This window comes from Guptibacillus hwajinpoensis (assembly GCF_005144865.1).
GTDB lineage: Bacteria > Bacillota > Bacilli > Bacillales > Guptibacillaceae > Guptibacillus > Guptibacillus hwajinpoensis_A.
Map to the genome: position 1 here is coordinate 1 of NZ_SWFM01000007.1, position 24,774 is coordinate 24,774.

Annotated in this window: 25 protein-coding genes and 1 other annotated feature; of the genes, 2 read left to right on the plus strand and 23 right to left on the minus strand. The window is 39.4% G+C overall.

All coding sequences use genetic code 11. From position 1 onward, the window contains the following. The coding region (locus FBF83_RS21075) for a hypothetical protein (protein WP_205665334.1) at positions 1–381 on the plus strand (381 nt) is incomplete at its 5' end. 176 nt (positions 382–557) lie between these two features. Here FBF83_RS21075 and FBF83_RS17680 read toward each other — a convergent pair. The 23 genes from FBF83_RS17680 to FBF83_RS17790 form a co-directional block, all read right to left on the minus strand. Further along, positions 558–836, minus strand: coding sequence for a DUF1294 domain-containing protein (locus FBF83_RS17680; RefSeq protein ID WP_136948481.1), 279 nt, complete (start codon positions 834–836; stop codon positions 558–560). Between the two features lie 70 nt (positions 837–906). Beyond that, complete coding sequence (rplT, locus tag FBF83_RS17685; RefSeq protein ID WP_136948482.1) at positions 907–1,263, minus strand: 50S ribosomal protein L20; 357 nt, start codon at positions 1,261–1,263, stop codon at positions 907–909. Between the two features lie 44 nt (positions 1,264–1,307). Continuing rightward, on the minus strand, positions 1,308–1,508 hold the full coding sequence (rpmI, locus tag FBF83_RS17690) for a 50S ribosomal protein L35 (RefSeq protein WP_048312400.1): 201 nt from the start codon (positions 1,506–1,508) through the stop codon (positions 1,308–1,310). A 22-nt stretch (positions 1,509–1,530) separates the two neighbouring features. Next, positions 1,531–2,034 carry a translation initiation factor IF-3 gene (infC, locus tag FBF83_RS17695; protein ID WP_136948483.1) on the minus strand — a complete coding sequence of 168 codons (504 nt, stop codon included), beginning with the start codon at positions 2,032–2,034 and terminating at the stop codon, positions 1,531–1,533. 89 nt (positions 2,035–2,123) lie between these two features. Further along, positions 2,124–2,245: a sequence feature (ribosomal protein L20 leader region), on the minus strand. A 177-nt stretch (positions 2,246–2,422) separates the two neighbouring features. Then, the gene (gene thrS / locus FBF83_RS17700; protein WP_136948484.1) at positions 2,423–4,360 is read right to left on the minus strand and encodes a threonine--tRNA ligase; all 1,938 of its coding nucleotides are present in this window, start codon (positions 4,358–4,360) and stop codon (positions 2,423–2,425) included. 312 nt (positions 4,361–4,672) lie between these two features. Then, entirely contained in the window at positions 4,673–5,509 is an 837-nt protein-coding gene (locus FBF83_RS17705) for a putative sporulation protein YtxC (protein ID WP_169525614.1), read from the minus strand. A gap of 98 nt (positions 5,510–5,607) precedes the next feature. Then, positions 5,608–6,540, minus strand: coding sequence for a primosomal protein DnaI (dnaI, locus tag FBF83_RS17710; RefSeq protein WP_136948486.1), 933 nt, complete (start codon positions 6,538–6,540; stop codon positions 5,608–5,610). A gap of 25 nt (positions 6,541–6,565) precedes the next feature. Then, on the minus strand, positions 6,566–7,924 hold the full coding sequence (locus tag FBF83_RS17715; protein WP_136948487.1) for a replication initiation and membrane attachment family protein: 1,359 nt from the start codon (positions 7,922–7,924) through the stop codon (positions 6,566–6,568). Between the two features lie 276 nt (positions 7,925–8,200). Further along, positions 8,201–8,659 (minus strand): transcriptional regulator NrdR, encoded by a 459-nt coding sequence (gene nrdR, locus FBF83_RS17720; protein ID WP_048312389.1) that lies wholly within the window; start codon positions 8,657–8,659, stop codon positions 8,201–8,203. Between the two features lie 74 nt (positions 8,660–8,733). After that, positions 8,734–9,123, minus strand: a complete 390-nt coding sequence (locus tag FBF83_RS17725; RefSeq protein ID WP_136948488.1) for a cytosolic protein — start codon at positions 9,121–9,123, stop codon at positions 8,734–8,736. A 147-nt stretch (positions 9,124–9,270) separates the two neighbouring features. Next, positions 9,271–9,660, minus strand: coding sequence for an adenosylmethionine decarboxylase (gene speD / locus FBF83_RS17730; protein WP_136948489.1), 390 nt, complete (start codon positions 9,658–9,660; stop codon positions 9,271–9,273). Between the two features lie 349 nt (positions 9,661–10,009). Beyond that, positions 10,010–11,038, minus strand: coding sequence for a glyceraldehyde-3-phosphate dehydrogenase (locus FBF83_RS17735; protein WP_136948490.1), 1,029 nt, complete (start codon positions 11,036–11,038; stop codon positions 10,010–10,012). A 346-nt stretch (positions 11,039–11,384) separates the two neighbouring features. Next, on the minus strand, positions 11,385–11,978 hold the full coding sequence (gene coaE, locus FBF83_RS17740; RefSeq protein ID WP_240688146.1) for a dephospho-CoA kinase: 594 nt from the start codon (positions 11,976–11,978) through the stop codon (positions 11,385–11,387). Positions 11,979–11,995: 17 nt separating this feature from the next. After that, complete coding sequence (gene ytaF, locus FBF83_RS17745; protein ID WP_136948492.1) at positions 11,996–12,628, minus strand: sporulation membrane protein YtaF; 633 nt, start codon at positions 12,626–12,628, stop codon at positions 11,996–11,998. A 65-nt stretch (positions 12,629–12,693) separates the two neighbouring features. Then, entirely contained in the window at positions 12,694–13,524 is an 831-nt protein-coding gene (mutM, locus tag FBF83_RS17750; protein WP_136948493.1) for a DNA-formamidopyrimidine glycosylase, read from the minus strand. A 20-nt stretch (positions 13,525–13,544) separates the two neighbouring features. Further along, the gene (gene polA / locus FBF83_RS17755) at positions 13,545–16,175 is read right to left on the minus strand and encodes a DNA polymerase I (RefSeq protein WP_136948494.1); all 2,631 of its coding nucleotides are present in this window, start codon (positions 16,173–16,175) and stop codon (positions 13,545–13,547) included. A 300-nt stretch (positions 16,176–16,475) separates the two neighbouring features. Further along, positions 16,476–17,894, minus strand: coding sequence for a two-component system histidine kinase PnpS (pnpS, locus tag FBF83_RS17760; protein WP_136948495.1), 1,419 nt, complete (start codon positions 17,892–17,894; stop codon positions 16,476–16,478). Continuing rightward, positions 17,894–18,610: a response regulator transcription factor gene (locus FBF83_RS17765; RefSeq protein WP_136948496.1), complete on the minus strand. Its 717-nt coding sequence runs from the start codon at positions 18,608–18,610 to the stop codon at positions 17,894–17,896. Before FBF83_RS17765 ends, pnpS begins: the two co-directional genes overlap by 1 nt. Before the next feature lie 192 nt (positions 18,611–18,802). Continuing rightward, complete coding sequence (locus FBF83_RS17770) at positions 18,803–19,282, minus strand: MaoC family dehydratase (RefSeq protein WP_136948497.1); 480 nt, start codon at positions 19,280–19,282, stop codon at positions 18,803–18,805. A 78-nt stretch (positions 19,283–19,360) separates the two neighbouring features. Then, positions 19,361–20,299: a malate dehydrogenase gene (gene mdh / locus FBF83_RS17775; protein WP_136948498.1), complete on the minus strand. Its 939-nt coding sequence runs from the start codon at positions 20,297–20,299 to the stop codon at positions 19,361–19,363. 35 nt (positions 20,300–20,334) lie between these two features. Continuing rightward, positions 20,335–21,612, minus strand: a complete 1,278-nt coding sequence (gene icd / locus FBF83_RS17780; RefSeq protein ID WP_136948499.1) for an NADP-dependent isocitrate dehydrogenase — start codon at positions 21,610–21,612, stop codon at positions 20,335–20,337. Between the two features lie 68 nt (positions 21,613–21,680). After that, on the minus strand, positions 21,681–22,796 hold the full coding sequence (citZ, locus tag FBF83_RS17785) for a citrate synthase (RefSeq protein ID WP_136948500.1): 1,116 nt from the start codon (positions 22,794–22,796) through the stop codon (positions 21,681–21,683). A gap of 254 nt (positions 22,797–23,050) precedes the next feature. Beyond that, the gene (locus tag FBF83_RS17790; RefSeq protein WP_420875145.1) at positions 23,051–23,518 is read right to left on the minus strand and encodes a DUF441 domain-containing protein; all 468 of its coding nucleotides are present in this window, start codon (positions 23,516–23,518) and stop codon (positions 23,051–23,053) included. A gap of 141 nt (positions 23,519–23,659) precedes the next feature. On the opposite strand from FBF83_RS17790, the gene ytvI reads away from it, so the two are divergent. Then, positions 23,660–24,766, plus strand: a complete 1,107-nt coding sequence (gene ytvI / locus FBF83_RS17795; protein WP_136948501.1) for a sporulation integral membrane protein YtvI — start codon at positions 23,660–23,662, stop codon at positions 24,764–24,766. Positions 24,767–24,774 lie beyond the last annotated feature (8 nt).

Below are 24,774 nucleotides of genomic sequence, written 5' to 3' on the forward strand. Positions count from 1 at the left end.
AAGCGGAAGTGGGCGTTTAGGTCCGACAAGCGCTGGAAGGATTTCATCAGAACACGTTCTTTGTGTTCTGATGAAATCCTGAAGCGACTCGAGGACCTGCCCACTGCAACTAGACACGAAAAGCGGAAGTGGGCGTTTAGGTTCGACAAGCGCTGGAAGGATTCCATCAGAACACGTTCTTTGTGTTCTGATGAAATCCTGAAGCGACTCGAGGACCTGCCCACTGCAACTAGACACGAAAAGCGGAAGTGGGCGTTTAGGTCCGACAAGCGCTGGAAGGATTTCATCAGAACACGTTCTTTGTGTTCTGATGAAATCCTGAAGCGACTCGAGGACCTGCCCACTGCAACTAGACACGAAAAGCGGAGCAGGCCTGCTTAAATCCGCAGGATGTTGGAGCCCGTGAAGGTGAGACGCTTTTTGTCTCATCTGAAGGGGCGAAACAGCCGGAGGATTTGGCCTGCGCAGCTAGATCACGAAAAGCGAAAGCGGCCGTTCCGTCCCGATATTCACTTGAACTAAACCAAAAAAACGCCCTATACGGCGTTTTTTTCTTCCTATATAAATAAGTAAGCATATACACCTAATAGTAGCAAATGAATAACAATTAATGCAGGAACTCCGTACACAAATTGCTTATGTTTCGTTTTATGCCTAAAGTTCTTCATCCCAATGTAGCCACCTAGGCTACCTCCAATGATAAATAAGAGCCATAACGTTTTTTCAGCAATCCTTTGCTTGCGTTTTTGCGCTCTCTTTTTATCTACCCCCATTGCGATGAAACTCCAACTATTAATGATTATAAGATAGATCAGAAAAAGAGTGAGAACGTCCATAGTGGCATTACCTCCTATTACCTGATGATAAAAAAAACCATTCTCACTTATGAGAATGGTTTTAAAAAACTTACTTCAAGTTTTCTTTTGCTTTTGATGCTAGTTCAGTGAACGCTTTTTCGTCGTTAACTGCAAGCTCAGCAAGCATTTTACGGTTGATGTCGATACCAGCTGTTTTAAGACCAAACATCAAACGGCTGTAAGAAAGTCCGTTAATACGAGCTGCCGCGTTGATACGAGTGATCCAAAGCTTACGGAAGTCGCGCTTTTTCTGGCGACGGTCACGATAAGCGTACATGTTTGATTTCATAACTTGCTGATTAGCAACTTTGAAAAGCAAAGACTTAGATCCGTAATATCCTTTTGCGAGTTTTAACGTTCTTTTACGTCTGCGACGTGTTACGTAGCCACCTTTTACTCTTGGCATACTAAACCCCTCCTATTTCTGTGTCTAAATAATATAAAAACCGATTACTTCTTGTTGTAGATTAGAGTCTTAATGCGCTTGAAGTCACCTGCGGAAACAAGAGAAGCTTTACGAAGCTTACGCTTCTGCTTTTGAGACTTGTTACCGAACATATGGCTAGTGTAAGCACGGCTGCGCTTAAGTTTACCTGATCCAGTTTTCTTAAACCGTTTTGAAGCTCCACGGTGAGATTTCATTTTTGGCATGAGTGAGTTCCTCCTTCAAGAATTACTTTTCTGCGATAGGTGCCAAGATTAGGAACATGCTGCGCCCTTCCATTTTGGGTTTGGACTCAACAGTTGATATATCTTTGCAATCTTCTGCAAGATGCTCAAGCACCTTTTTACCGATATCAGAGTGCGTAATCATACGACCGCGGAAGCGGATCGATGCTTTCACTTTATCGCCTTTTTCAAGAAACTTACGTGCATTACGAAGCTTCGTATTGAAGTCATGTTCTTCAATATTCGGGCTCAAGCGAACTTCTTTAACGGTAATGATCTTTTGTTTCTTACGCGTTTCTTTATCTTTCTTCTGCTGCTCATAGCGGAACTTTCCGTAGTCCATAATGCGACAAACTGGAGGTTTCGCGTTTGGAGCAACCATAACTAGATCAAGATTTGCGTTTCGAGCCATTTCTAATGCCTCATTTTTGGATTTCACACCAATTTGGTTTCCGTCTGCACCAACAAGACGTACTTCCCGAGCACGAATGCCCTCATTGACGTTCATATCTCTACTAATAATCAGCCACCTCCATGGTTATTGTTCGATGATGATCATCTAACATGATGTCATTAAATGGTTTATATTCGGTTCAAAGCATAAAAAAAGCGTCGGCGCATACGGCACCCACACATTACACAATTATAAGAACAGTGTACCTGCAAACTACCAATTTAGGCGTCAATCAGGTGAGAAGCGGGCGCTTCTGCTTGCTTTGTTTCCGATATTTAATTACCTAAGACAGTATACCATGCTAACCAAATCTATGTCAAGGTGATAAGATTCTTTCGAAGTGCACTTGATTATCATAACGAATCTTTTCCTTGGTGACAAGTGTTTTTCGCAAATTTGTTTCACCATAAATAAAAAAGCCGGCATCTATGCCGGCTTTCCATTACTTCTTGTCTTTAATTTCTTCTTCAATTCTAGCAGTGAATTCGTTTAGAGAAACAGTCTCTGAATCCTGCTGGCTGTAGCGACGCACATTAACTGCTTCACCTTCAACCTCTTTATCCCCTACTACGAGCATATAAGGAATTTTTTGCATTTGTGCTTCACGGATTTTGTAACCGATTTTTTCATTACGCTCATCTACTTCTACGCGAATACCTGCACGTTGAAGTTTCTTTTGAACTGATTTCGCATAGTCAAGGTGTACTTCTGATACAGGAATGATTTCAGCCTGCACTGGTGATAGCCATGTTGGGAATGCACCTTTGTATTCTTCAATTAAGAAAGCAACAAATCGTTCCATTGTTGAAACAACACCACGGTGAATAACAACTGGACGGTGATGGTTACCATCTTCACCAATGTAAGATAGATCGAAACGTTCAGGGAGTAAGAAATCAAGTTGCACAGTGGAAAGTGTTTCTTCTTTCCCAAGAGCCGTTTTCACTTGAACATCCAATTTAGGGCCGTAGAACGCTGCTTCCCCTTCTGCTTCAACGTACTCAACATTAAGGTCGTCCATTGCTTCTTTAAGCATTCTCTGGGCTTTTTCCCACATCTCATCATTGTCGATATATTTCTTTTTATCTTCTGGATCGCGGTAAGAAAGACGGAAGGAGTAATCATTGATACTAAAATCTTTGTATACTTCTTGGATGAGTTCAACAACTTCAATAAACTCTTGCTTGATCTGGTCCGGACGACAGAAGATGTGCGCATCATTTAACGTCATAGAACGAACGCGTTGAAGGCCTGCAAGTGCACCTGACATTTCATAACGATGCATCGTTCCAAGCTCTGCTACACGGTATGGAAGGCCTCGATAGCTTTTCAGATCGTTTTTGTAAATCATCATATGATGCGGGCAATTCATTGGACGAAGTACTAACTCTTCTGTTTCATCCATTTTCATTGGAGGATACATATCGTCTTGATAGTGCTCCCAATGACCGCTTGTTTTGTATAGCTCTACATTCGCAAGGTGTGGAGTGTAAACATGGTTGTATCCAAGACGTTCTTCAAGATCAACAATATACCGTTCGATTGTACGGCGAATAGTTGCCCCTCTTGGTAACCAGATTGGCAGTCCTTGTCCTACTTCTTGAGAAATAGTGAAAAGCTTTAATTCTTTACCTAGTTTACGGTGATCGCGTTCCTTTGCTTCTTCTAAGAGGTGAAGATATTCTTCAACTTGAGATTGTTTAGGAAATGCAGTTCCGTAAATACGTTGAAGCATTTGATTATCACTATCTCCGCGCCAGTAAGCACCAGCAATAGAAAGTAATTTAAAGGCCTTAATTTTACTAGTAGAAGGCACGTGCGGTCCACGGCAAAGGTCGAAGAATTCACCTTGCTCATAGATTGTTACTTGTTCATCCGCTGGAATCGCTTCAAGTAACTCCAATTTAAGGTCATCGCCGATTTCTTTAAACATTTTTTCAGCTTCTTCTCGGCTCACCACTATACGCTTCACTTCGAGATTTTCATTAATAATCTTCTTCATTTCCTTCTCGATCTTAGGAAGATCTTCGGGTGTAATAGAGACAGAGCAATCAATATCGTAGTAGAAACCACTATCAATAACAGGGCCTACACCAAGTTTCACATCACTGTAGAGTCGTTTAATTGCCTGTGCCATAAGGTGAGCTGTACTATGACGAAGTACTTCAAGACCATCTTCGCTTTCTTGTGTAACAATCTCGATTTGAGCGTCTTCTTCAATTCCGCGACGTAAATCAACTAATACTCCGTTCACCTTCCCAGCAAGTGCTTTTTTCTTCAATCCTGGGCTAATCGAACTTGCAATATCTTCAGTTGTTGTTCCTTTATTAAATTCCTTTACAGAACCATCAGGAAACGTAATTTTAACCAATTCAGCCATGCTTCTTCACTCCTTTTTTGCATATAAAAAACACTCATCCCAAAAGGGACGAGTGTTAATCTCGTGGTTCCACCCTGCTTCCCGCATAGAGAACACCCTATACGGCTCAGACTGCTGTAACGTAGCAGAAACGCTACCCTATTTCCAGGGCAGAGTTCAAAGGTGGTAAGAATGTTTGTCTCGCTGGGAAGTTCTCACCGTTCCTTCCCTCTCTGAAAGCTGACAGAACATCTCATGTCCTTATCGTAACAATAACGTATATGCGTGTATGTAGGTATTATAAGTAGTGTACTTATGAAAATCAAGCCTATTTTAATGATTGCCTGAAAAAAGTATTTTAGACATACGATAAGGAAAAAAATATAACCGCTCTTCAAATACGTTCTGGATTGTTTGAGCGAGACCCTCTTCGTTATGATCTGTATATAAGTATATTTCTTCTGGAGCAGTAACAAGTAACGGCAACAGGATTTCAGGATCAATGTCATCCACACTGAGACCTTTCGGAAGCTCCTCAAACTTTAAATCTTGATTGGATGTAAGAACATTTCCTGTCGCATTGTACAAACGGTAGCTTCCATCAAAAACAAGAATAACACGTTTCGTAACGGATTCTCTAGATTTAAGAAGGAGCCTTAATGCCTGGACAAAATTTTGATATTCTTGTTCTAATTTATACTCATCGATCGCCTCTCCAATAAGTGTAGCTAGTAGAGCACGATAAGGCCCAGTACGAAATCTTAAGAAAGAATCAAATGAGATGGTACCACCTTGCTCTATACAAGATATCGCTGCTTCTAGTAACAAGTCTCGTCGATTCGAATAACGTGAAGCACCTGGTATATCATCTTTATTTCCGTCACCAATGCTTCTAGCAATCGCAGAGATCTCCGCAATTTCATCTTGATCTTGAAAGTAATAAGTGGACTCAAGAAGCTGCTCCATCCAACGCTTCTCATAGGTGGAGCTCACACATCGAGCAAGGCACTGGGAAATACGATAACACATTTTTGTATCGTATGGCTCAATGGCAAAGGATACGATCATAGCTTCTACATCACATTTCATCCGCTTAGGGCCCTCAACCTTATTTAATTCAGCAGTCATAAATTGAAAGTCTTCTAGATCACTAAATGTTATCGAAACCAATGCTTTCCCCCCTGTCCATCTTCTCATTAAAATCTATATGGTCATTGTTAGGAAATCATGTATAGAAGTATAAAAAAAAGCCCTCCAGCAGGAGGACATTATGTTCTTCGGTTTTTTCCTTCAAGAAAGACTGGTGTTGTAAAGTGCTTAATTCGTTCCATAATTCGTTTTGCTTTCGTTTCTTCTATCCCACTCTTGTGAGAGTAAGCAAGGTGCTCTTCAAGTAAACTATAATCTAAATTGGAAGAATAGAGGGTTGGAAGGCCTTCTGTCATTCGGTATTGAAGAAGAGCGCCCAAAATATCATCACGAACCCAGCTAGAAATATTCTCCGCTCCGATGTCGTCAAGAATTAATAGCGGTGTTTCTTTCAGATAATCAAGTTTTGCATCAATAGACTGATCTTGTATCGCACTCTTCATCTGACGGAAAAAGTCAGGAGTATAGATAAACTGGGAACGTACGCCTTTATCTTTTGCAAGTTGATTAGCGATTGCTCCTAGGATAAACGTTTTCCCTACTCCAAATCCACCGTGTATATAAAGACCTTTCGATGTTTCTCCAGGTACAAAGTCTTCTACATACTGAATCGCCGTGCCTATTGCTTCAACACGCACAGGGTCTTCATCGTCTAAGTCAGCGAATGTAGCTTGGAGAATTTCCTTTGGAATGTAATAACTTTGAATCATCTCATTCCGCTTCTTGTTCTTCTCTTCTTCAATTCTAGTGGGGCAGCGATTGTAACGTATATCAATCACCGAACGATTGATAAATAACTCAGGCTCATAACCTTGCATCATATTAATACAGTTTGTAAGTCCTGGACATCCCTCACATCGTTTCGCCTGAGTTGTATATTCATAAAGCCTGGCCAGGCTTCGATCAACCATTTTATCATCAATCTCATCATGCTCATCGATGAAGGCACGAATATCAGCATCTGCCATAATCGCCTTTTTCATTTCCTGATATTGCTGTTGGAATTTTTTATTACCAGGCATTTTATTAAATGATTCCTGGATGGATTCCATCCCACTTCACCCCGCTTTAAGCTACTTATTTTTTGTATTTACTCAACATCTTCTTAAGCTGGTCCTGTTTTTCAGATCGCTCTTCCTGAGACATATCCGGTTCCTTCTGATCAGAAATCCATTCCGGAACTTTATCTTTCCTAGCTGTAGATTTTCCTCGATTATTGGAATTTCCAGCCTTGCCCTTTGTCTTAGCAGGCTGCTGAAGTTCCTTAATAGCAAGGTTCATCGCTTCTCTAACTGTCTTTACCCTCGCTCTAGCCCAATGACTCGCAAACTTTTCAACATAGTTTTTGGACAGTTTCTTGTCTTGAGTTTCAAGAATAAAATCAAGAAGGACGTTCATAACGCCTGGGGTTAGCTTTTGCTCATCCATAATACGCTCAACCAATTTCATATCGGCTTCAGATGGTTTTCCGCCTTCCGCAGCACGCTGCAGGATATCGTAAGGTGTCATTTGCTCATATCGCTGAGCTGCTTTTTCCTCTTCTGTGACAGGCTCTTTTGTATGAAATTCCTGTAATGAAGCAGGCTGACGCCTGTATTGAAGAGCTGGTACTTTACCACGATTTTCAAGAGCAAACCAACTGCTAACCTCTTTACGTAAAAGGTCATCAGATAATTCTTCATGATGAATGGCCGCTTGTTCGACAATACGACCCATTTCATACGGTTCTATTTTATAAACGAAAGCAAGGCGCTCTATTGTCTTTTTAACATTATCGGTTAACATTCGATCTGATACAATCATATCAGAGATATGCTGTTTCATCACCTCAAAGTCAAATTGAGACGAAGTGAATATGAGCCCTTTATTCTCATTTCGTTTCTCAATAGCTTGATGATCCTCATCTTCCTCATTTAACGATGTCATTTCAGAGGGGTGTAAAGAGTCATAAACCTCATTGAATGAAGCGGTAATATCACTGTACTCATTGGGATTTAGTTTATCAACAGTAAAGTATTGTTTCAGGTCATTGTACCTGTTTCGACCAAGCCTGTTATACAAATAGATGTTGAGTACGCCATCATTAAAGAAACGTTCCGGCGTAAGAGGTGGTTGCAACTCATATGTGAAGTGCCTTTGATCGTCCCCGGACTTCAAATAGGTTTTCAATAATCCAATTCCTTCTAATCTTCTACGTTCTTCAAGTATTCTCTTTAAGTCCCACCTCATCATAAGTAATAAGTTGTGATGAGTCATTTTTGTAACAAGTGTATCTTTCTGCTCATGGGCACTCCAAAGGGTCATATAAAGACTGTATGCACCTGCTCCAATCAAAGGTTGATATAAAAGAGTAAGTACTCGTCTGTCATATTCATGTAAGAGTCCTGCCGCTTCAACCTGAAGTGTATCGACAGGTAGTAGTTCTTTCCAATGCATATGCTTCACCTTTTTATTCTCTCGTGAATTTTAAAACTTAATCTTTTTTCGGCTGTTTTGGTAAACTTTGTTGCTATAAGAATAGTGATTGATTTGCGCTCCAGTGGGGTCTTACCTGCCCCGTTAGGAGTCGAGCACCTACAGCACCATTCAGCTGAGTGGAGTTCTCTAAAGATAAATCTTTTAATAACAACAATAACTACGAAAACAGGCTATTATTTTTAACGAGAAGTGTATTAACGTACAAAAAAAGAGCTTACATTAAGCTCCCCTTCGTTACTCTGCTCTGTTAATTAAATCTTTTAACTCCCGAATAAATACATTAATGTCCTTGAATTGACGATAGACGGAAGCAAATCGAACGTAGGCAACTTCATCTACTTTTGCCAATTGATCCATAACGAGCTCGCCAACGACATCACTGCTAATTTCTGATGCTCCTTGATTACGTAGATCTCGTTCAATTTCATTTACAATTGTTTCTAGAGTCTCAAGTGGTACAGGTCGTTTCTCACAGGCTTTAATTAAACCTCTAAGAATTTTATCCCTGCTAAACTCTTCTCTAGTTCCTTCTTTTTTAACAACAATAAGCGGTATTTCTTCAACTGTTTCAAATGTTGTAAATCGATACGTACATGATTCACATTCCCGGCGTCTGCGGATCGACCGACCTTCATGAACCGGCCTTGAATCAAGCACTCTAGTACCATTCTGATTGCAGTTGGGACAACGCATTAGATCATCTCCACTAAACGAACAAGATTTCTACCTTCTATTTTAGCATACAATGCGCTGCTACACATCTATCTCTAAAATTGTTCAGAAATACCAGTGCCGATTAACGTTAAGTTATTTTGAAGGTCATTGTATACTGTACCTATTACTTTCTTGCTATATCCGAAATCAACCGGTAGTGGCGTCTCAGTTGAAACTGAAAAATCAACTGCTGTTTTGTAAGCACGAACTGATACTACCGTGACAACAATTAGTGCTTTCTTAGGTGATTTAACTTGAAAGACGAATTCTCCGCGCTCAGGAGAATTTGTAACAATCTCACCTTTATAATGTTTCTGAAGAACGGCTTTGGCTTCAGTAAAAGCCTGTTCCTTAGTTGCTTTAAAATAATGAGTCTTCAATGCATCATTGGGATGCCTTTCACTTGTCTCAGAACGATTGCTAAAAAAGTCTTTAATTCCCACCCTTGTCCTCCTCTATTTTTTTTAAGAATAGCAATAATTGAATGATAAATCAATTGAGCGGAATGAAGATTCATGTGATGCTGACTAATTATTACAAATAATATAAAAAAAAGGGCGCCAGAGGCACCCTTTTTATTCGTTGTATTATTATGAAGTAAACGCTGATTGCTCTTCTCTAACTTTCGGTTTCACTGGACCCATGCCTCGTGGAAGCTCAATGTTCTCACGTGTGTCTGCTCCAAGAGCATCAGCAATATAATTAGCTGCAACGTTAGGATCAAGATCACCACATGTGTATACATCAATGCTTGCATAGCCATGTTCAGGAAAACTATGGATCGTTAGATGTGATTCAGAAATAATGACAACACCACTAACACCCTGTGGTGCAAATTTATGAAATGCTACTTCACGAACCTCTGCACCAGACTTAAGAGCAGCTTCTACAAACGTTTCTTCAATTAATTTCATGTTGTTAAGTTTTTCAATGTCACAGCCCCATAGTTCGGCGATAACGTGACGTCCCATTGTATCCATAGCAAAATTCCCCCTTTAAATTTACTCATGCGTAGGTCAGCATGCGGTATTGAAAATCCACCACGGGGGAAAGTTAGTCCGATGAGGTCCTAACCCTTTAAGTAGTTTCCAATGCCAAATTGCTATAAAAGAAGTTCACGAAAAATAGTATAATGCTTTTAAAATAGATTTGCAACAAAAAATTAAGTCTTCCTTCTTAGTACCCAGTGCCAATAGAAACAAGAACCTTACCAGAAGTATCTCCCTAGCTATATTTAGAGTATATCCACAAATTCAATTTTAAACGCCTATATCTAATCAATATAAAAAGCGGAAGTGTTGCACTCCCGCTTTTTTCTTATATATTTGATTATACGCTGACTTTCAGTCTCCCGGGTATCTTTTCCCCCACATATTTAGCCATATCGACAACTCGACAAGAGTATCCCCACTCATTATCGTACCATGCTAGAACTTTAACTTTCTTATTCTCAACAACCATAGTTGAAAGTCCGTCAATGATGGATGAGTGATCATTTCCATTATAGTCAATTGATACAAGTGGTTCGTCAGAATAAGCAAGAATACCACGTAGTGGTCCTTCTGATGCAGCTTTTAAAGCGTCATTAACCTGGTCAACTGTTACGTCCTTCTCCAAATCAACAACAAGATCTACAAGTGACACATTTGGCGTAGGTACTCGTAAAGACATCCCGTTTAATTTCCCTTCAAGGTGCGGGAGAACTTTCGATATCGCCTTCGCTGCACCTGTAGAGGTTGGAATAATAGACTGTCCACATGCTCGAGCCCTTCTTAAATCTTTATGTGGATTATCAATGTTTTTCTGATCATTCGTATAAGCATGGACAGTCGTCATCATGCCCGAAACAATTCCGAACGATTTATCAAGTACTTGCACAACAGGAGCAAGACAGTTTGTTGTACACGAAGCGTTTGACAATACATGATGTTCTTCTCCATTGTATTCGCTTTCATTAATGCCCATTACAATCGTTAGATCTTCATTTTTCCCTGGCGCTGTAATAATTACTTTCGTTGCACCTGCATCGAGATGGTAAGCTGCTTCTTCTCGTGTGCGGAATTTACCTGTTGCTTCAATAACAATATCAATTCCCATTTCTTTCCACGGGAGGTTTTTCGGATCTCGGTTGTTTAACACCACTACTTTTTTATTATTAATCTTGATACCGTTCTCAAAAGGAGTAACCTCTCCATCAAACGTACCATGAATGCTATCGTATTTAATTAAATGGCTGAGCGTTTCCGGCGGATAGCTAGCGTTAATTGCTACTACTTCCAAATCCTCATCCATAATTGCCTTTCTAAAAACCATACGCCCAATTCTTCCAAAGCCATTAATCGCTATTCTTGTGTTCATCCAGCGTTCCTCCTGCCATATATGTGTTATACTGAATTCCCCCATCACAAAATTAGTATAACATATAATATGCGAATGAAAAGATATATTTACACTATTTCCGCATAAAAGTACTTATCTGGTTTATCGTCTACAAAACAAGCTATGAAGAAACAAAAAAACACGTCAAATGACGTGTTTTTTTCTACATTTTTTACAGAAACATTGTTGCCTTAGGAGAGCGGTTGATTTGTGCTCCAGGATGCTCGCTTTCCGTGGGGCGGGCGGTGAGCCTCCTTCCGCTCCAATCAACTTCGATATGTGAATTTCTAAAACAAAAACCTTAATCATTTCGAAAGAACCTTCTCTAGATAATTTGCCACTTTCTTAGAACATGAACTAGCTGATCTTCAGATTCTTTTAGTGATCCTGTGTTATCAATTACTGCATCCGCTAGTTCTTTCTTCTTCTCTATTGGCATTTGTGATTGAATTCTCTCGGTAGCTTCTTGTTCAGTACTTCCGTCTCGTTCCATTAATCTCTTCAACTGTGTTGAAGGGTCAACGTATACAAGAAGCGTTCGTTCGACCAAATGATTCAATTCACTTTCATATAGAAGAGGAATATCAAGCACAACATGAGGTTCTCCTTGTTTTTTATAAGAAGCTACCTCATCAAGCATACGTTTTCGAATAGCCGGATGTAAGATACTATTGAGAAGTTTACGCTTATCCTCATTGTTAAAAATAACAGAACCTAACCTTTTTCGATCAAGTCCTCCATCTTCTGCTTTCATTTCTGAACCAAATGACAGAAAGATCTCTTCTAATGCGGACTCACCCGGTTCTACAACCTGCCTAGCAATAACATCTGCATCAACGATTGGTATGTTATGGTTTCTGATCATATCTGCTACAGTACTTTTTCCACTAGCAATTCCACCGGTAAGTCCTATATCCATTGTATCCTCCTCGAGGGCTACATCCTCATGAAGCCCAGAATAATTAATAAACATCCAGGTAAGTACGATAATTTATCCATCCACTTAATAGAAGACGCAACATTTCCGAACTTAAGACCGAGTAAAACAAAAAACGAACTCATACATGCAATGAGAATTGATGTTTCAATGGGAGAATAACCAATCATAGAAGCTCCCACACCTGCCCCAAACGCATCTAGAGAAAGGGCAGCACCAAGCATAATCGCTTCAATTCCTGTTATTGTTCCAGAATCATCAAAATCGGCTGTCGTCGGTTTTCGTAAAATACTGATGACAACACCGAGGGAACGAATTTCATAATGAAGAAGAATACGCTCTGAAACCGTTCTTTCTCCATCTTTAGTCTTACGGAACATTTGGTACAATACCCAGGCACCCAAAGCAATAAGAATAAACCCCCCTACACGCTGAGCCGCAATATCTGATATCCATAGCTGTAGGATAGATCCAAATCCCATTGCGATCAACATGGAGACCGCCGAGCAAATTGAAATGATTAGAATCGACTTAAAAGGAATTTTCATCCTTCGTAAGCCATATGTTAAGCCAACTCCAAAACCGTCAACACTAACAGCAAACGCTAAGAAAAAAAGAGAAACCCAGTACATTGGCGAACTCCTTCCATACTGAAATCTTAGATAGTATATGAAAGGAGCCCATCCAACGCTACGAGTTACTCATTCACCTGGCATACTGGACAATAAGTAGTGCCACGTCCACCAACCACAATTTTCTCAAGTAAATGGTTACAAGTCTTACATTCCAGTCCAGATCGTCCGTAAACAAACAGATTGTCCTGATAAGTACCTATTTTCCCCTGGCTGTTTACATAGGAACGAATTGTACTACCACCTTTATTTACAGCTTCCCTTAGTGTGTCTACAATTTCAAAATGGAGACGCTCAATTTCACGTTCATTAAGCGTTGAAGCAATTCGCTCAGGATGAATTCCCGCCTTAAAGAGTGCCTCATCTACATAGATGTTGCCTAATCCAACGACTAGAGTTTGATCGAGTAGCACTGTTTTTATTTTACGAGTTGTTTTCCTAAATCCCCCTCTTAATACATCGACAGTAAACTGAGGAGAAAAAGGCTCGTGACCTAGCTGCGCAAGTGGCAATACTGATTCTTCTGTTCCAATCGGGAACAAATGCATAGTGCCAAACTTTCGCACATCGTGGTAACGAAGCTCTGTTCCATCATCAAAGACAAAGAAAACATGTGTATGATGATCAGCTTCTTCATCAGATTGACTCATTCGATATTTGCCCTCCATCCGAAGGTGCGAAACAATTACATCTTCTTCAAGAAAAAGCTTTAAGAACTTTCCTCTTCGCTCAACACCTTTGAACGACTGTCCTATTACTTTCAATTTGAATTCCTCAACATCATCTGGCCTCTTAATAATTTTGGGCCATTTCACAATAATATCGGTAATTTTCTTACCTACAATTAATTCTTCTAATGTTCGTTTTACCGTTTCTACTTCTGGTAACTCCGGCATATCTCCCTCTCCTTTGATGCCTACTTCGCATCATACCAAGTGGAGCCATACTCATAATCAACCTTCAAAGGTACATCAAGTTTGATCGCAGATTCCATCACTTCGGGTACGATACGTTTTAACGTTTCAATCTCCTCTTCAGGTGCTTCAAAGATTAGTTCATCGTGCACTTGAAGTAGCATACGTGCCTGAAGATTCTCTTCTTTAAGACGTGTATCCATTTGAACCATAGCTAGCTTAATAATGTCTGCAGCTGTCCCCTGAATCGGTGTGTTCATTGCTGTTCGCTCAGCGAATCCTCGCTGATTAAAGTTTCTAGAGTTGATTTCAGGAAGATACCTTCTTCTTTGCATCAATGTCGAAACAAAGCCATCTTGCTTCGCTTCTGAAACAACATCTTCCATATACCTTTTTACTCCTGGAAAACTTTCAAGGTAACGATCTATAAATTCTCCCGCTTCTTTCCTTGATATGCCAATGCTTTGTGAAAGTCCATAGTCACTGATTCCGTAAACAATACCAAAGTTTACTGCTTTCGCGTGTCTTCTCATGTCTGAAGTGACATCATCTTTCTCAACGTCAAATACATTCATCGCTGTTTTGGTATGGATATCTTCACCATTTTGGAATGCCTCAATTAAATTCTCATCTTTAGCAATGTGAGCAAGAACTCGCAATTCAATTTGAGAATAATCAGCAGCAAACATGACCCAATTGCTCGTTGAAGGAACAAAAGCTTTTCTTATTTTGCGTCCTTCTTCAAGACGAATTGGAATGTTTTGTAGATTAGGATCTGTCGAACTTAATCGTCCTGTTTGCGTTAATGCCTGATTAAATCGCGTATGGATTTTACCAGTATCAGAATAAATAACTTTGAGTAGTCCCTCAACGTACGTTGAGTTCAACTTTCCAAGCTGGCGATATAGAAGAATCTCTGGTATAACTTCATGCTTGCTCTCAAGCTTTTCAAGTACATCAGCTGAAGTAGAATATCCCGTCTTCGTTTTCTTGACAACAGGAAGTTCGAGTTTGTCAAAAAGAACCTCACCTAATTGTTTAGGAGAATTAATATTGAATTCCGTACCAGCTAGCTCGAAAATGCGAGCTTCGATAGCGGTAAGCTTTTTGTTTAACTCTTCGCCCATTTTCTCAAGGAACTTTGTATCGACAGAAACACCTTTTGTTTCCATCTCTCCAAGCACTAGGGTTAAAGGCATTTCAAGATCTTGGAATAGCTCGAATTGTTCATTCTTTCTAAGCTGCTCTTCAAGCGTTTCCTTCAACTGATAGACTGCATAGGCTTTTCTAACAAGATGATCAGCAAGTTCGTTTTCTTCAGGTTGCTTCCGCTTAGCCCCTTTTCCATAAACTGTCTCATCAGATGAAACGATTGAAAAGCCTTCCCGTCTTGAAATGGCTGATAAGTCATGGGTTGATTCAGAGGGATTGAGCAGATACGATGCAATAACTAAATCAAACGTAATTCCTTTTAACGCAATTCCCTTCCATCCAAGGGCAACAACAGCGCGCTTTGCATCAAAGACCCATTTTTTCTGTGATTGGTCTTCGAGAAAAGTTTTGAATAAGTCTGAAGACATAGCGAGGTCAGTAGGAAGATAGAAATTCCCATTCTCGTTAATAATAGAGAACCCTTGAATTTCCGCATTATGATAATTTTCTTCCATCACTTCTACAATCATTGCTGAAGGGCTGACTAAATGATGTTCTTCTATTTGTTCAAGTGTTTCAAAAGCTAATTCATCAATTTCAGTTTCACCCTCTACTTCTTCAGCCCCAATGCGGTTAAGTAGAGACTTGAAGCCAAGATCACTAAATAATGCTGCAACAGCGTCACGCTCAAATCCGCTGTACGCCAAATCCTTAATCTCTAGATCAAGTGGAGTTTCTTTAAAAATGGTTACAAGCTCTTTGCTCATCATCGCTTTATCTTGATTCTCTTCTAGCTTTTCTTTTAATTTCTTTCCTGAAACCTCATCGAGTGATTCATATACTGCTTCTACCGTTCCAAACTGTTTTAATAGTTTAAGCGCGGTTTTCTCGCCTACCCCAGGTACGCCAGGAATGTTATCGGAATTATCACCCATCAAAGCTTTCATATCGATTATTTGATCTGGCGTAAGTCCATATTTTTCATTTAGAAACGCCGGATCATATGTATCAATATCAGTGATACCTTTTCGGGTTAAAGCAACATGAACATTCTTAGAAACAAGTTGAAGAAGGTCTTTATCTCCCGAATAAATTTTGACATCCCAATCTTCTTTATCTGCAAGTAATGACACTGTACCGATAATATCATCGGCTTCATAATCTTTAATTTCATAACGCTTGATATCAAATACATCAAGAACTTCACGAATAACAGGGAATTGTTCACTTAATTCAGAAGGGGTCTTCTGACGGCCACCCTTATACTCGGTATACGTTTTGTGCCGAAACGTTGTTTTACCAGCATCAAATGCAACAAGCATATGTGTGGGCGACTCATTTTCAATAATTTTTAGAAGCATCGTTGTAAAGCCAAGTACAGCGTTTGTGTAAACGCCTTTATCGTTATTTAACAGTGGTAGTGCAAAAAACGCACGGTACGCTATACTGTTTCCATCAATTAGTACAAGTTTATTCTTCAATAGAAAGCCTCCCGTTCTAATGCAATTGACGTCTCTTCAAAGCAAATAAAAAACGCCTGCTTTATTCATTTTACCACGTTGGCAAAAAGAAAGAAAAACAAGCGATGAGTTCATAAATACAGTAAACAAGGAAACGCGCAATAAACAAAGATAATAACAATGACTTTCTTAAACCATAAAAAAAGGAGACGAGATAAACTCGTCTCAAAAACATGCTCTCGTCATGATGAAGGGGTCAATTGTTACTTTACAGAAATAGTTTAAAGCACATATAAACAAAGTGTAAAGAAAACGTAAATCTTAAAATTTGCGTTTCTTTAATAGCGAAATTCGGAATGTTGTTCCCTTTCCAGGTTCACTATCCACTTGAATTTTTCCGTTATGTGCCTCAATAAGGTGTTTTACAATCGCAAGACCAAGCCCCGTTCCACCTGAATTTCTACTCCTTGCCCGATCAACACGATAAAACCGTTCAAATATTCGAGGTATTTCCTCTTTACTTATCCCGATGCCGTTATCAGATATAATAAAGTTAACGGTTTCGTTTGTTTCTTTAACCATAATATTAACTTTGCCATTTTCTTGGGTATAAGTGAGGCTATTAGCAATTAAATTAAGAAAAACCTGTTTTAACCGGTGAATATCACCTTTAATATTAAGATTACCTTCATATTCCACAGATAATTCTATGCTCTTCTTATCCGCCTTGCTCTTAGTCATAAGCAAACAATCATCTATAATTTCTTGTAAATCTGCGTCTTGCCAGTTTAGCGAAAAATGCTTTTGTTCCATTTTTGATAAATCTAATAAATCTTGAATTAGGCTTTGAAGACGATCACTTTCATTGAGAATGATCGTAAGAAACCTTGTGCGAAATGCTTTGTTTTCCATCGCACCATCTAATAATGTCTCAGCAAATCCTTTTAATGAAGTAACTGGAGTTTTCAATTCATGCGAAACATTTGCAACAAAATCTTTACGCATTTGTTCAAGTTTTTTCAGTTCAGTAATATCGTGGAAAACAAGCACGACGCCTTTTAATTTATCACCATGATCAAGAATTGGCGCTCCTGAAACGTCAAAGTGACGAATCTCAATCCCTACTTGAAGCTCAACCTGTTTCCTCACTGTCTTCTCTACCAGAAGTGTTTCCTCAACAAGCCTTATGATTTCCCGATATGGAAGTGCCTCATAATAAAGAGAATCAATATATTCATTAGCATGGATACCAAATGTTTCTTTATAAAAACGATTCACAAGGTTAATATAACCCTTTGTATCAATCAGAATTAACCCGCTATCCATGTTCTCGATTAACGTCATTAATCGATTTTGTTGCATTTCATATGAAGTTGTCATATTTTGCAAATTACGAGCGAGTATATTTAGCGCATGACTTAATTGTCCGGTTTCATCAAGCTTATACTCGTAAGTCCTTGCCTGAAAATTTCCAGAAGCAAGCTCATTCGCAACTTTCAACGCACCTTCAAGAGGCTTGGTTAGCTGAGTAGAGATGCGCAGGCTTATGTATATAATAATGAAAAAAGCCGTTGCAAATGAGATAATTAAAGTAAGCCACATATTTGATAATGCTTCTTGACTTGCACCCTCGAATAAGATTCCCTCAAATAAATTTCCTAGAAAGACAATCATGATTAAAAATACAAAGAAGAGGATAACAAACTGGGCATTAAGAAACCGCGAGCGAAACTTTTTCATTAGATTGAGGGCTCCTCTAACTTATAACCGAGTCCTCGTATCGTCTTAATATATTCAGGTTTACGGGTGTTTTGTTCAATCTTCTCTCGTAGATGACTAACATGAACATCGACAATTCTCGTATCACCAACGAAATCATAATCCCAAACTGCACTTAGAAGTTGCTCTCTCGTCAGAACACGTCCCTTGTGACGAACAAGGTAGACAAGTAATTCAAACTCTTTTGGCGTTACTTCCATTATCTGGCCCTGGAAAAATGCTTCATAGTTATTTGGATAAACGTCTAATTGGCCAACTTGAATTTTCTCTTCCTCTTCCATTTCAGAAGCCGCTTTCGATTCCTCAAGTTGTTTCACTCGTCTTAGAATTGCTTTCACACGAGCAACTACCTCTCTTGGACTAAATGGTTTAGTCATATAATCATCAGCCCCAAGTTCGAGACCGAGTACCTTATCAAATTCGTCGTCCTTAGCGGTAAGCATAAGAACAGGTGTGTGAATATGACGTTGCCTTAATTCTTTACATACTTCTAATCCATCCATTTCAGGTAACATTAGATCAAGAATGATGCATTTGGGCTTTTCAGCCAAAACAACTTCAAGAGCTTCAGCTCCATTTTCAGCTGTTACAACCTCATAACCTGCCTGTTCAAGATTAAATTGAAGCAATGTCAAAATTGATATTTCATCATCGACAACTAGAATTTTTTGACTCATTGTAAAATCCCCCTAACGAATTTCCCCATTCATCAATGCCGATACCGAAAGTCAGGTATATGTTTTTATTTTAGCCTGAATACACTCATCATACTATTTATTTCGTTAAGGAAAAAGAAGAACTTGCTTTATGCTCTATTTAAAGCGCTTACTCCTATACATCCTCACAAAAAAAGAGCCCTAATTAGGCTCTTAAAAATTATCAAATGATGTTGTTTGGGTTAATGACTTAACTGGATATGGTGGACAGACTGTAAACTTACCTTCAAGAACCGAATCACCAGCTTCATTTGTACCTGCTACATGAATAATAACTTCATGAGCTTCCCTTGAAACCTCAATCACTTCAAACTGGAAGTGTACAGTCTCATAGTGATAGACAGGATTGTCATATGTTACTTCATTCTTTTTAATACTACTACCTGGTCCAGGTAGGTATTTAGATATCGCACCAGTTACAATCGCAAGAAGCATAATCTGTGGGACGATAGGTTTTTTGAATGGTGTCATAGATGCATAATCATGTTGAATGAACAGAGGGTTGTTATCATTTGAAAGTCCAAGATATAAGAGTAGATCACGATCTTCTATCTTCTCTGTCACTTCAAGCTTTTCTCCTGCAGTTATCTCTTCAATCATACGACCTATTTTTCGTTTTTTTCCTAAAAGCATAGCTACTCCCCCTTCACGTAAGAAAGCGCTTTCTGTTTTTGTGTAAAAAGAGATCCGGCTTGCACCGGATCTTCTTATTTAGCTTAATACTGTCAATACTTTACGAACAGAGTCAGCTGACTTATCTAGCTCTTTCTTCTCATCAGCAGTTAAATCTAATTCGATAATTTCTTCAATACCACTTCCACCAAGGATTGTTGGGACACCAAGGTAAAGTCCATCGTAGCCATACTCTCCCTCAAGATAAGCAATTGTAGGAAGAACACGGCGCTGATCTTTCAATATTGCCTCAGTCATTTCAACAAGGGAAGCTGCTGGCGCATAGTAGGCACTACCATTGCCTAGCAGACTAACGATTTCTCCGCCACCTTTACGCGTACGTTCCACAATTTCTTCAAGACGTTCTTCAGAAATAAGACTTTGAAGAGGGATCCCTCCCGCAAACGAATAGCGTACAAGTGGTACCATATCATCCCCATGACCACCAAGAACGAAACCAGTAATATCTTTAACTGATAAGTTAAGTTCTTCAGCAATAAATGAACGGAAACGCGCAGAATCTAGAATGCCTGATTGACCAATTACACGGTTTTTAGGAAGACCAGACTCTTTGTAAACTGTGTAAGTCATCGCATCAACCGGATTTGTTAGAACAACAATTATGGTGTTAGGCGAATATCTCACAATTTCTTTCGTTACGCTTTTCATTATCTTAGCATTAGTATTAACCAGATCATCTCGGCTCATTCCGGGTTTTCTAGCGATACCTGCAGTGATTACAACAATGTCTGAATCAGCTGTATCCTCGTAGTTTGAAGTACCTGTAATTTTAGAATCAAATCCTTGTACAGGGCTAGCTTCAAACATATCGAGTGCTTTACCTTTTGTAGGACCTTCTTGATTCGGAATGTCTACAAGCACGACATCAGCAAGCTCTTTTTGAGCTAGTAAAAAAGCTGTAGTTGCGCCAGTAAAACCAGCACCGATAACGGAAACTTTTTTGCGTTTCATTGTCATTTGTAATCCACTCCTTTAATCCAGTTCTTAAGTGCCTAATCTTGCTCCATGTTGCTGATTAATTCGTCGCCAAACTCCGAAGTTTTCACTTCTGTTGCTCCATCCATAAGACGAGCAAAGTCATACGTTACAACCTTATTAGCGATTGTTTTCTCCATTGAATCAAGAACAAGCTTCGCCGCTTCTCCCCATCCAATGTGTTCAAGCATTAGAACACCAGAAAGGATCACAGATGAAGGGTTTACTTTATCAAGACCTGCATATTTCGGAGCAGTACCATGAGTAGCTTCGAAAATAGCATGTCCAGTTTCATAGTTAATATTTGCTCCAGGAGCAATACCAATTCCGCCAACTTGTGCTGCTAGAGCATCAGAAACATAATCACCGTTCAAGTTCATTGTTGCTACTACATCGAACTCAGCTGGACGAGTAAGGATCTGTTGCAAAAAGATATCTGCAATGGAATCTTTCACAATCAGCTTGCCTTCTGCTTCCGCTTTTGACTGTGCTTCGTTCGCAGCATCCTTGCCTTTTTCTTCAACAAGGCGGTCATACTCAGCCCAAGTGAAGACTTTATCACCGAATTCTTGCTCAGCAACTTCATAGCCCCAGTTTTTGAATGCACCTTCTGTAAATTTCATAATATTACCTTTATGAACAAGCGTTACATTTTTCCGGCCTTCATCAAGTGCATATTGAATTGCTGCACGTACAAGACGCTTTGTGCCTTCTTCAGATACAGGCTTAATACCAATACCTGATGTTTCAGGGAAACGAATATTCTTAGAGCCCATTTCATCCTGTAAGAATGAGATGATTTTCTTAACTTCATCCGTGCCTTTTTGGAATTCAATTCCAGCATAGATGTCTTCGGTATTTTCACGGAAAATGACCATATCCGTGTCTTCAGGACGTTTTACTGGTGAAGGAACACCTTTAAAGTAACGAACAGGACGAAGGCATGTAAACAAATCCAATTCCTGACGAAGGGCAACGTTAAGAGAGCGGATGCCCCCTCCTACTGGAGTTGTTAGAGGTCCTTTAATCGCAATTATGTATTCTCGAATCGCATCAAGGGTATCAGCTGGTAGCCATTCACCTGTTTTATCAAATGCCTTTTGACCAGCGTATACTTCCTTCCATACGATTTTCTTTTTACCGCCGTACGCTTTATCTACTGCCCCTTCAAGAACTTTAGATGCAGCTGCCCAAATATCAGGACCTGTGCCGTCTCCTTCAATAAATGGAATGATTGCATGATCTGGAACGTTTAGTACCCCATTATTTACGGTAATCTTCTCTCCATTTGCCATTATAAATTCCTCCTATTGAATATACTTATCTTTGAAAAAAGGGAAGATAATCTCTTCCCATCTCTTTTCTATCGATCTTCAACACTCACATAAGTCTGGTTTGTTGAACCAACATATTCGGCACGTGGACGAATTAAGCGGTTGTTGCTGTATTGTTCAAGAATGTGCCCAATCCACCCTGATACACGGCTTACTGCGAATAGTGGTGTGAACAAGTCGTGATCAATACCAAGGCTATGATAAACAGATGCAGAGTAGAAATCTACGTTTGGTGGAAGTCCCTTTTCATTCGTAACGACTTCTTCCATTTTAGTAGACATCTCGTACCACTTTGTTTCTCCAGTTAGCTCAGTTAGTTTACGAGACATTTCTCTTAAATGTTTCGCACGAGGATCTCCCGTTTTGTATACACGGTGTCCAAAGCCCATAATTTTTTCTTTATTCTCAAAAGCGTTCTGCAAGTAAGGTTCTACATTGTCGACGCTATCAATTTCACTTAACATAGCCATCACTCGCTCGTTAGCACCACCGTGAAGTGGTCCTTTAAGTGCACCAATAGCAGCCGTTACACCGGAATACATATCTGAAAGCGTAGCCACGCATACGCGAGCTGTAAATGTTGATGCATTTAACTCGTGATCAGCATGAAGAACAAGAGCCTTATTAATTGCTGTTACAGCTACATCTTCTGGTAATTCTCCTGTTAGCGTATACAAAAAGTTAGCAGCAAAACTTAGATCTTTCTTTGGCTCAACAGGATCTTTCCCTTCACGAATGCGTGAAAAAGCAGTTACAACCGTAGGGATTTTCGCCTGTAAGCGAATCGCTTTACGATAGTTTGCTTCTTCGCTCATATCGTCTGCTTCCTCATCATAAAGTGCAAGTGTAGACACAGCTGTACGAAGAGCAGCCATTGGGTGTACTTTATCAATAGGATAAGCTTTCATTTGACTAACAATTTCTTTAGGAATTGTCGCATTTTCTGCGAGCTCAGCAGTGAACTTATCAAGTTCTGCTTTATTTGGAAGTTTATCATTCCATAATAAATAAATTACCTCTTCAAAACTAGCATTCATAGCGAGGTCATCGATGTTGTATCCTCTATATGTTAAAACGTCATTTACAATGGAACTAATCGATGATGTTGTTGCAACTACGCCTTCTAATCCGCGAGTAGTCGTCATACGTTTCCCTCTCCTTTTCCATATTATTGGCTCTAGTATTTTCTAAAAATTCTGCTTTGATAACGCTTTTAAAACGCTCCAAAAAAATAAGAACCTATGTACAAAGATGGTGCGTCAGTTCTCATTATAAACAATTCTCTGATATTTGTGAATGAATATGCATGATTTCGTCCATTCCTTTTTTTCTCAGGTTGTCTAATTATGCGGTAACAGGAAAGGTGATATACCGTTAAATCGCTTGTCTGAACGGTTGTTCAGGTGAAAAGTTCGACAATTTTCATAGCCATATATGCAATACCAGCACCAATGAGCGGTCCGACAGCTATTCCTTGGAAGACTGCTACAGCAAGTATTGTACCAAATACAAGAGCCGTAGTAATGTGAGGATCATTTTGTAGTAAAACAATCCCTTTTGAAGCGATTACCGCAACAAAAATCCCAGATGCCATTGCAATCCAAGCATATGAGGACTTTACAGCTTCACCAAGTTGCTTGAAACCTATCTCGCCTGTTGCAATTGGGATAAGAACCGCAATCGTGATAATGGTAACTCCCCAGGAAATTCCTTTGGATTGAATGATAGGAAATAACCTGTCACCTAGTCCAACCACTTTCACAATAAGTAGAAAAGCAACCGCAATAATAAGCGAACTATTCTTTGCAATCAGTGCGATGCCGAGTAAGATAAGTAGGAATATGGAGGACTGAGAAATTATAGTCATATTGTTCCCTCTTTCACATTAACAGAACTACTTTAGCATAACAAACTTTTGCGAATTAAGCACGAAATCAGAAAACATACGATTGCTTGTATGGAATCACGAGGTGTAATATATAGGAAAAGCTATAGAAGGAGGTTCCAGATGAACTGGAAATACGTACATAGATTTCTTCGTTTCTTATTAGTGATTGCTATTATTATTCTTACCTTGATCGCAAGTTATTATATCTGGCACCTAGCATTTCCGTTCGTCATTGCACTTTTCCTTGCATTTCTTATAAATCCGATGGTTGATCTTCTAGAAAGAAGAGGAAAAATCCCAAGGCCACTTTCTGTTGCGCTATCGATTCTGTTTCTGATCGGTGTTCTTGCAGCATTCATTGCCCTTCTTGTTAACGAAATTGTGCAGGGAATTGTATATATAGCAAATGTACTTCCGGGAAACTTTCAAGAGATTGTCTTATTCGTTGAAGATCTGTTTGTTTCACATGTAATGCCGCTCTACAATCAACTTGAAGATCTATTTAAGGATTTGAACAAAGACCAGCAAACAACCGTTATTGATAATATTCAATCTATAGGTACGACGGTAACAGCAACCGTCACAAACATTCTCCAGTCTCTTGTAGAAGGAATTCGTTCATTAATTGTGAGCTTACCAACAATATTAACAGTCCTTGTCTTTTCAATGCTTGCTACCTTTTTCATCAGTAAGGACTGGTACAAATTTATTAATTGGGTGAAGAAAAAAGTATCAACAGATGTTCAGAAAAGCATAGGAACTGTTTATGTCGATTTAAGAAGAGCATTATTCGGGTTCCTTAAAGCCCAGCTGACGCTAATCTCTATGACAGCAGTTATCGTTCTCGTTGGTTTAATTATACTAAGAGTAGATTACGCTATCACGATTGCAATAATCATAGGTTTCGTGGATCTTCTTCCGTATCTTGGAACTGGTGCAATTTTTGTTCCCTGGATGATTTATTCTTTCCTTACAGGAAATTACGGGTTAACCATTGGCCTATCGATTCTATACGGCGTTGTGGTTATCCAACGGCAAGTAATGGAACCAAAGGTACTGTCATCTAACATTGGTCTAGACCCTCTTGCTACGTTAATCGCTTTATTTGTAGGGTTTCAGGTCCTGGGGTTTCTCGGCTTAATCATTGGCCCTGTTTTACTCGTAGTTGTTAAAACCCTGTACCACGCTAATGTATTTAAAGATGTCTGGCGGTATATAATGGGGTAGATGAAGTT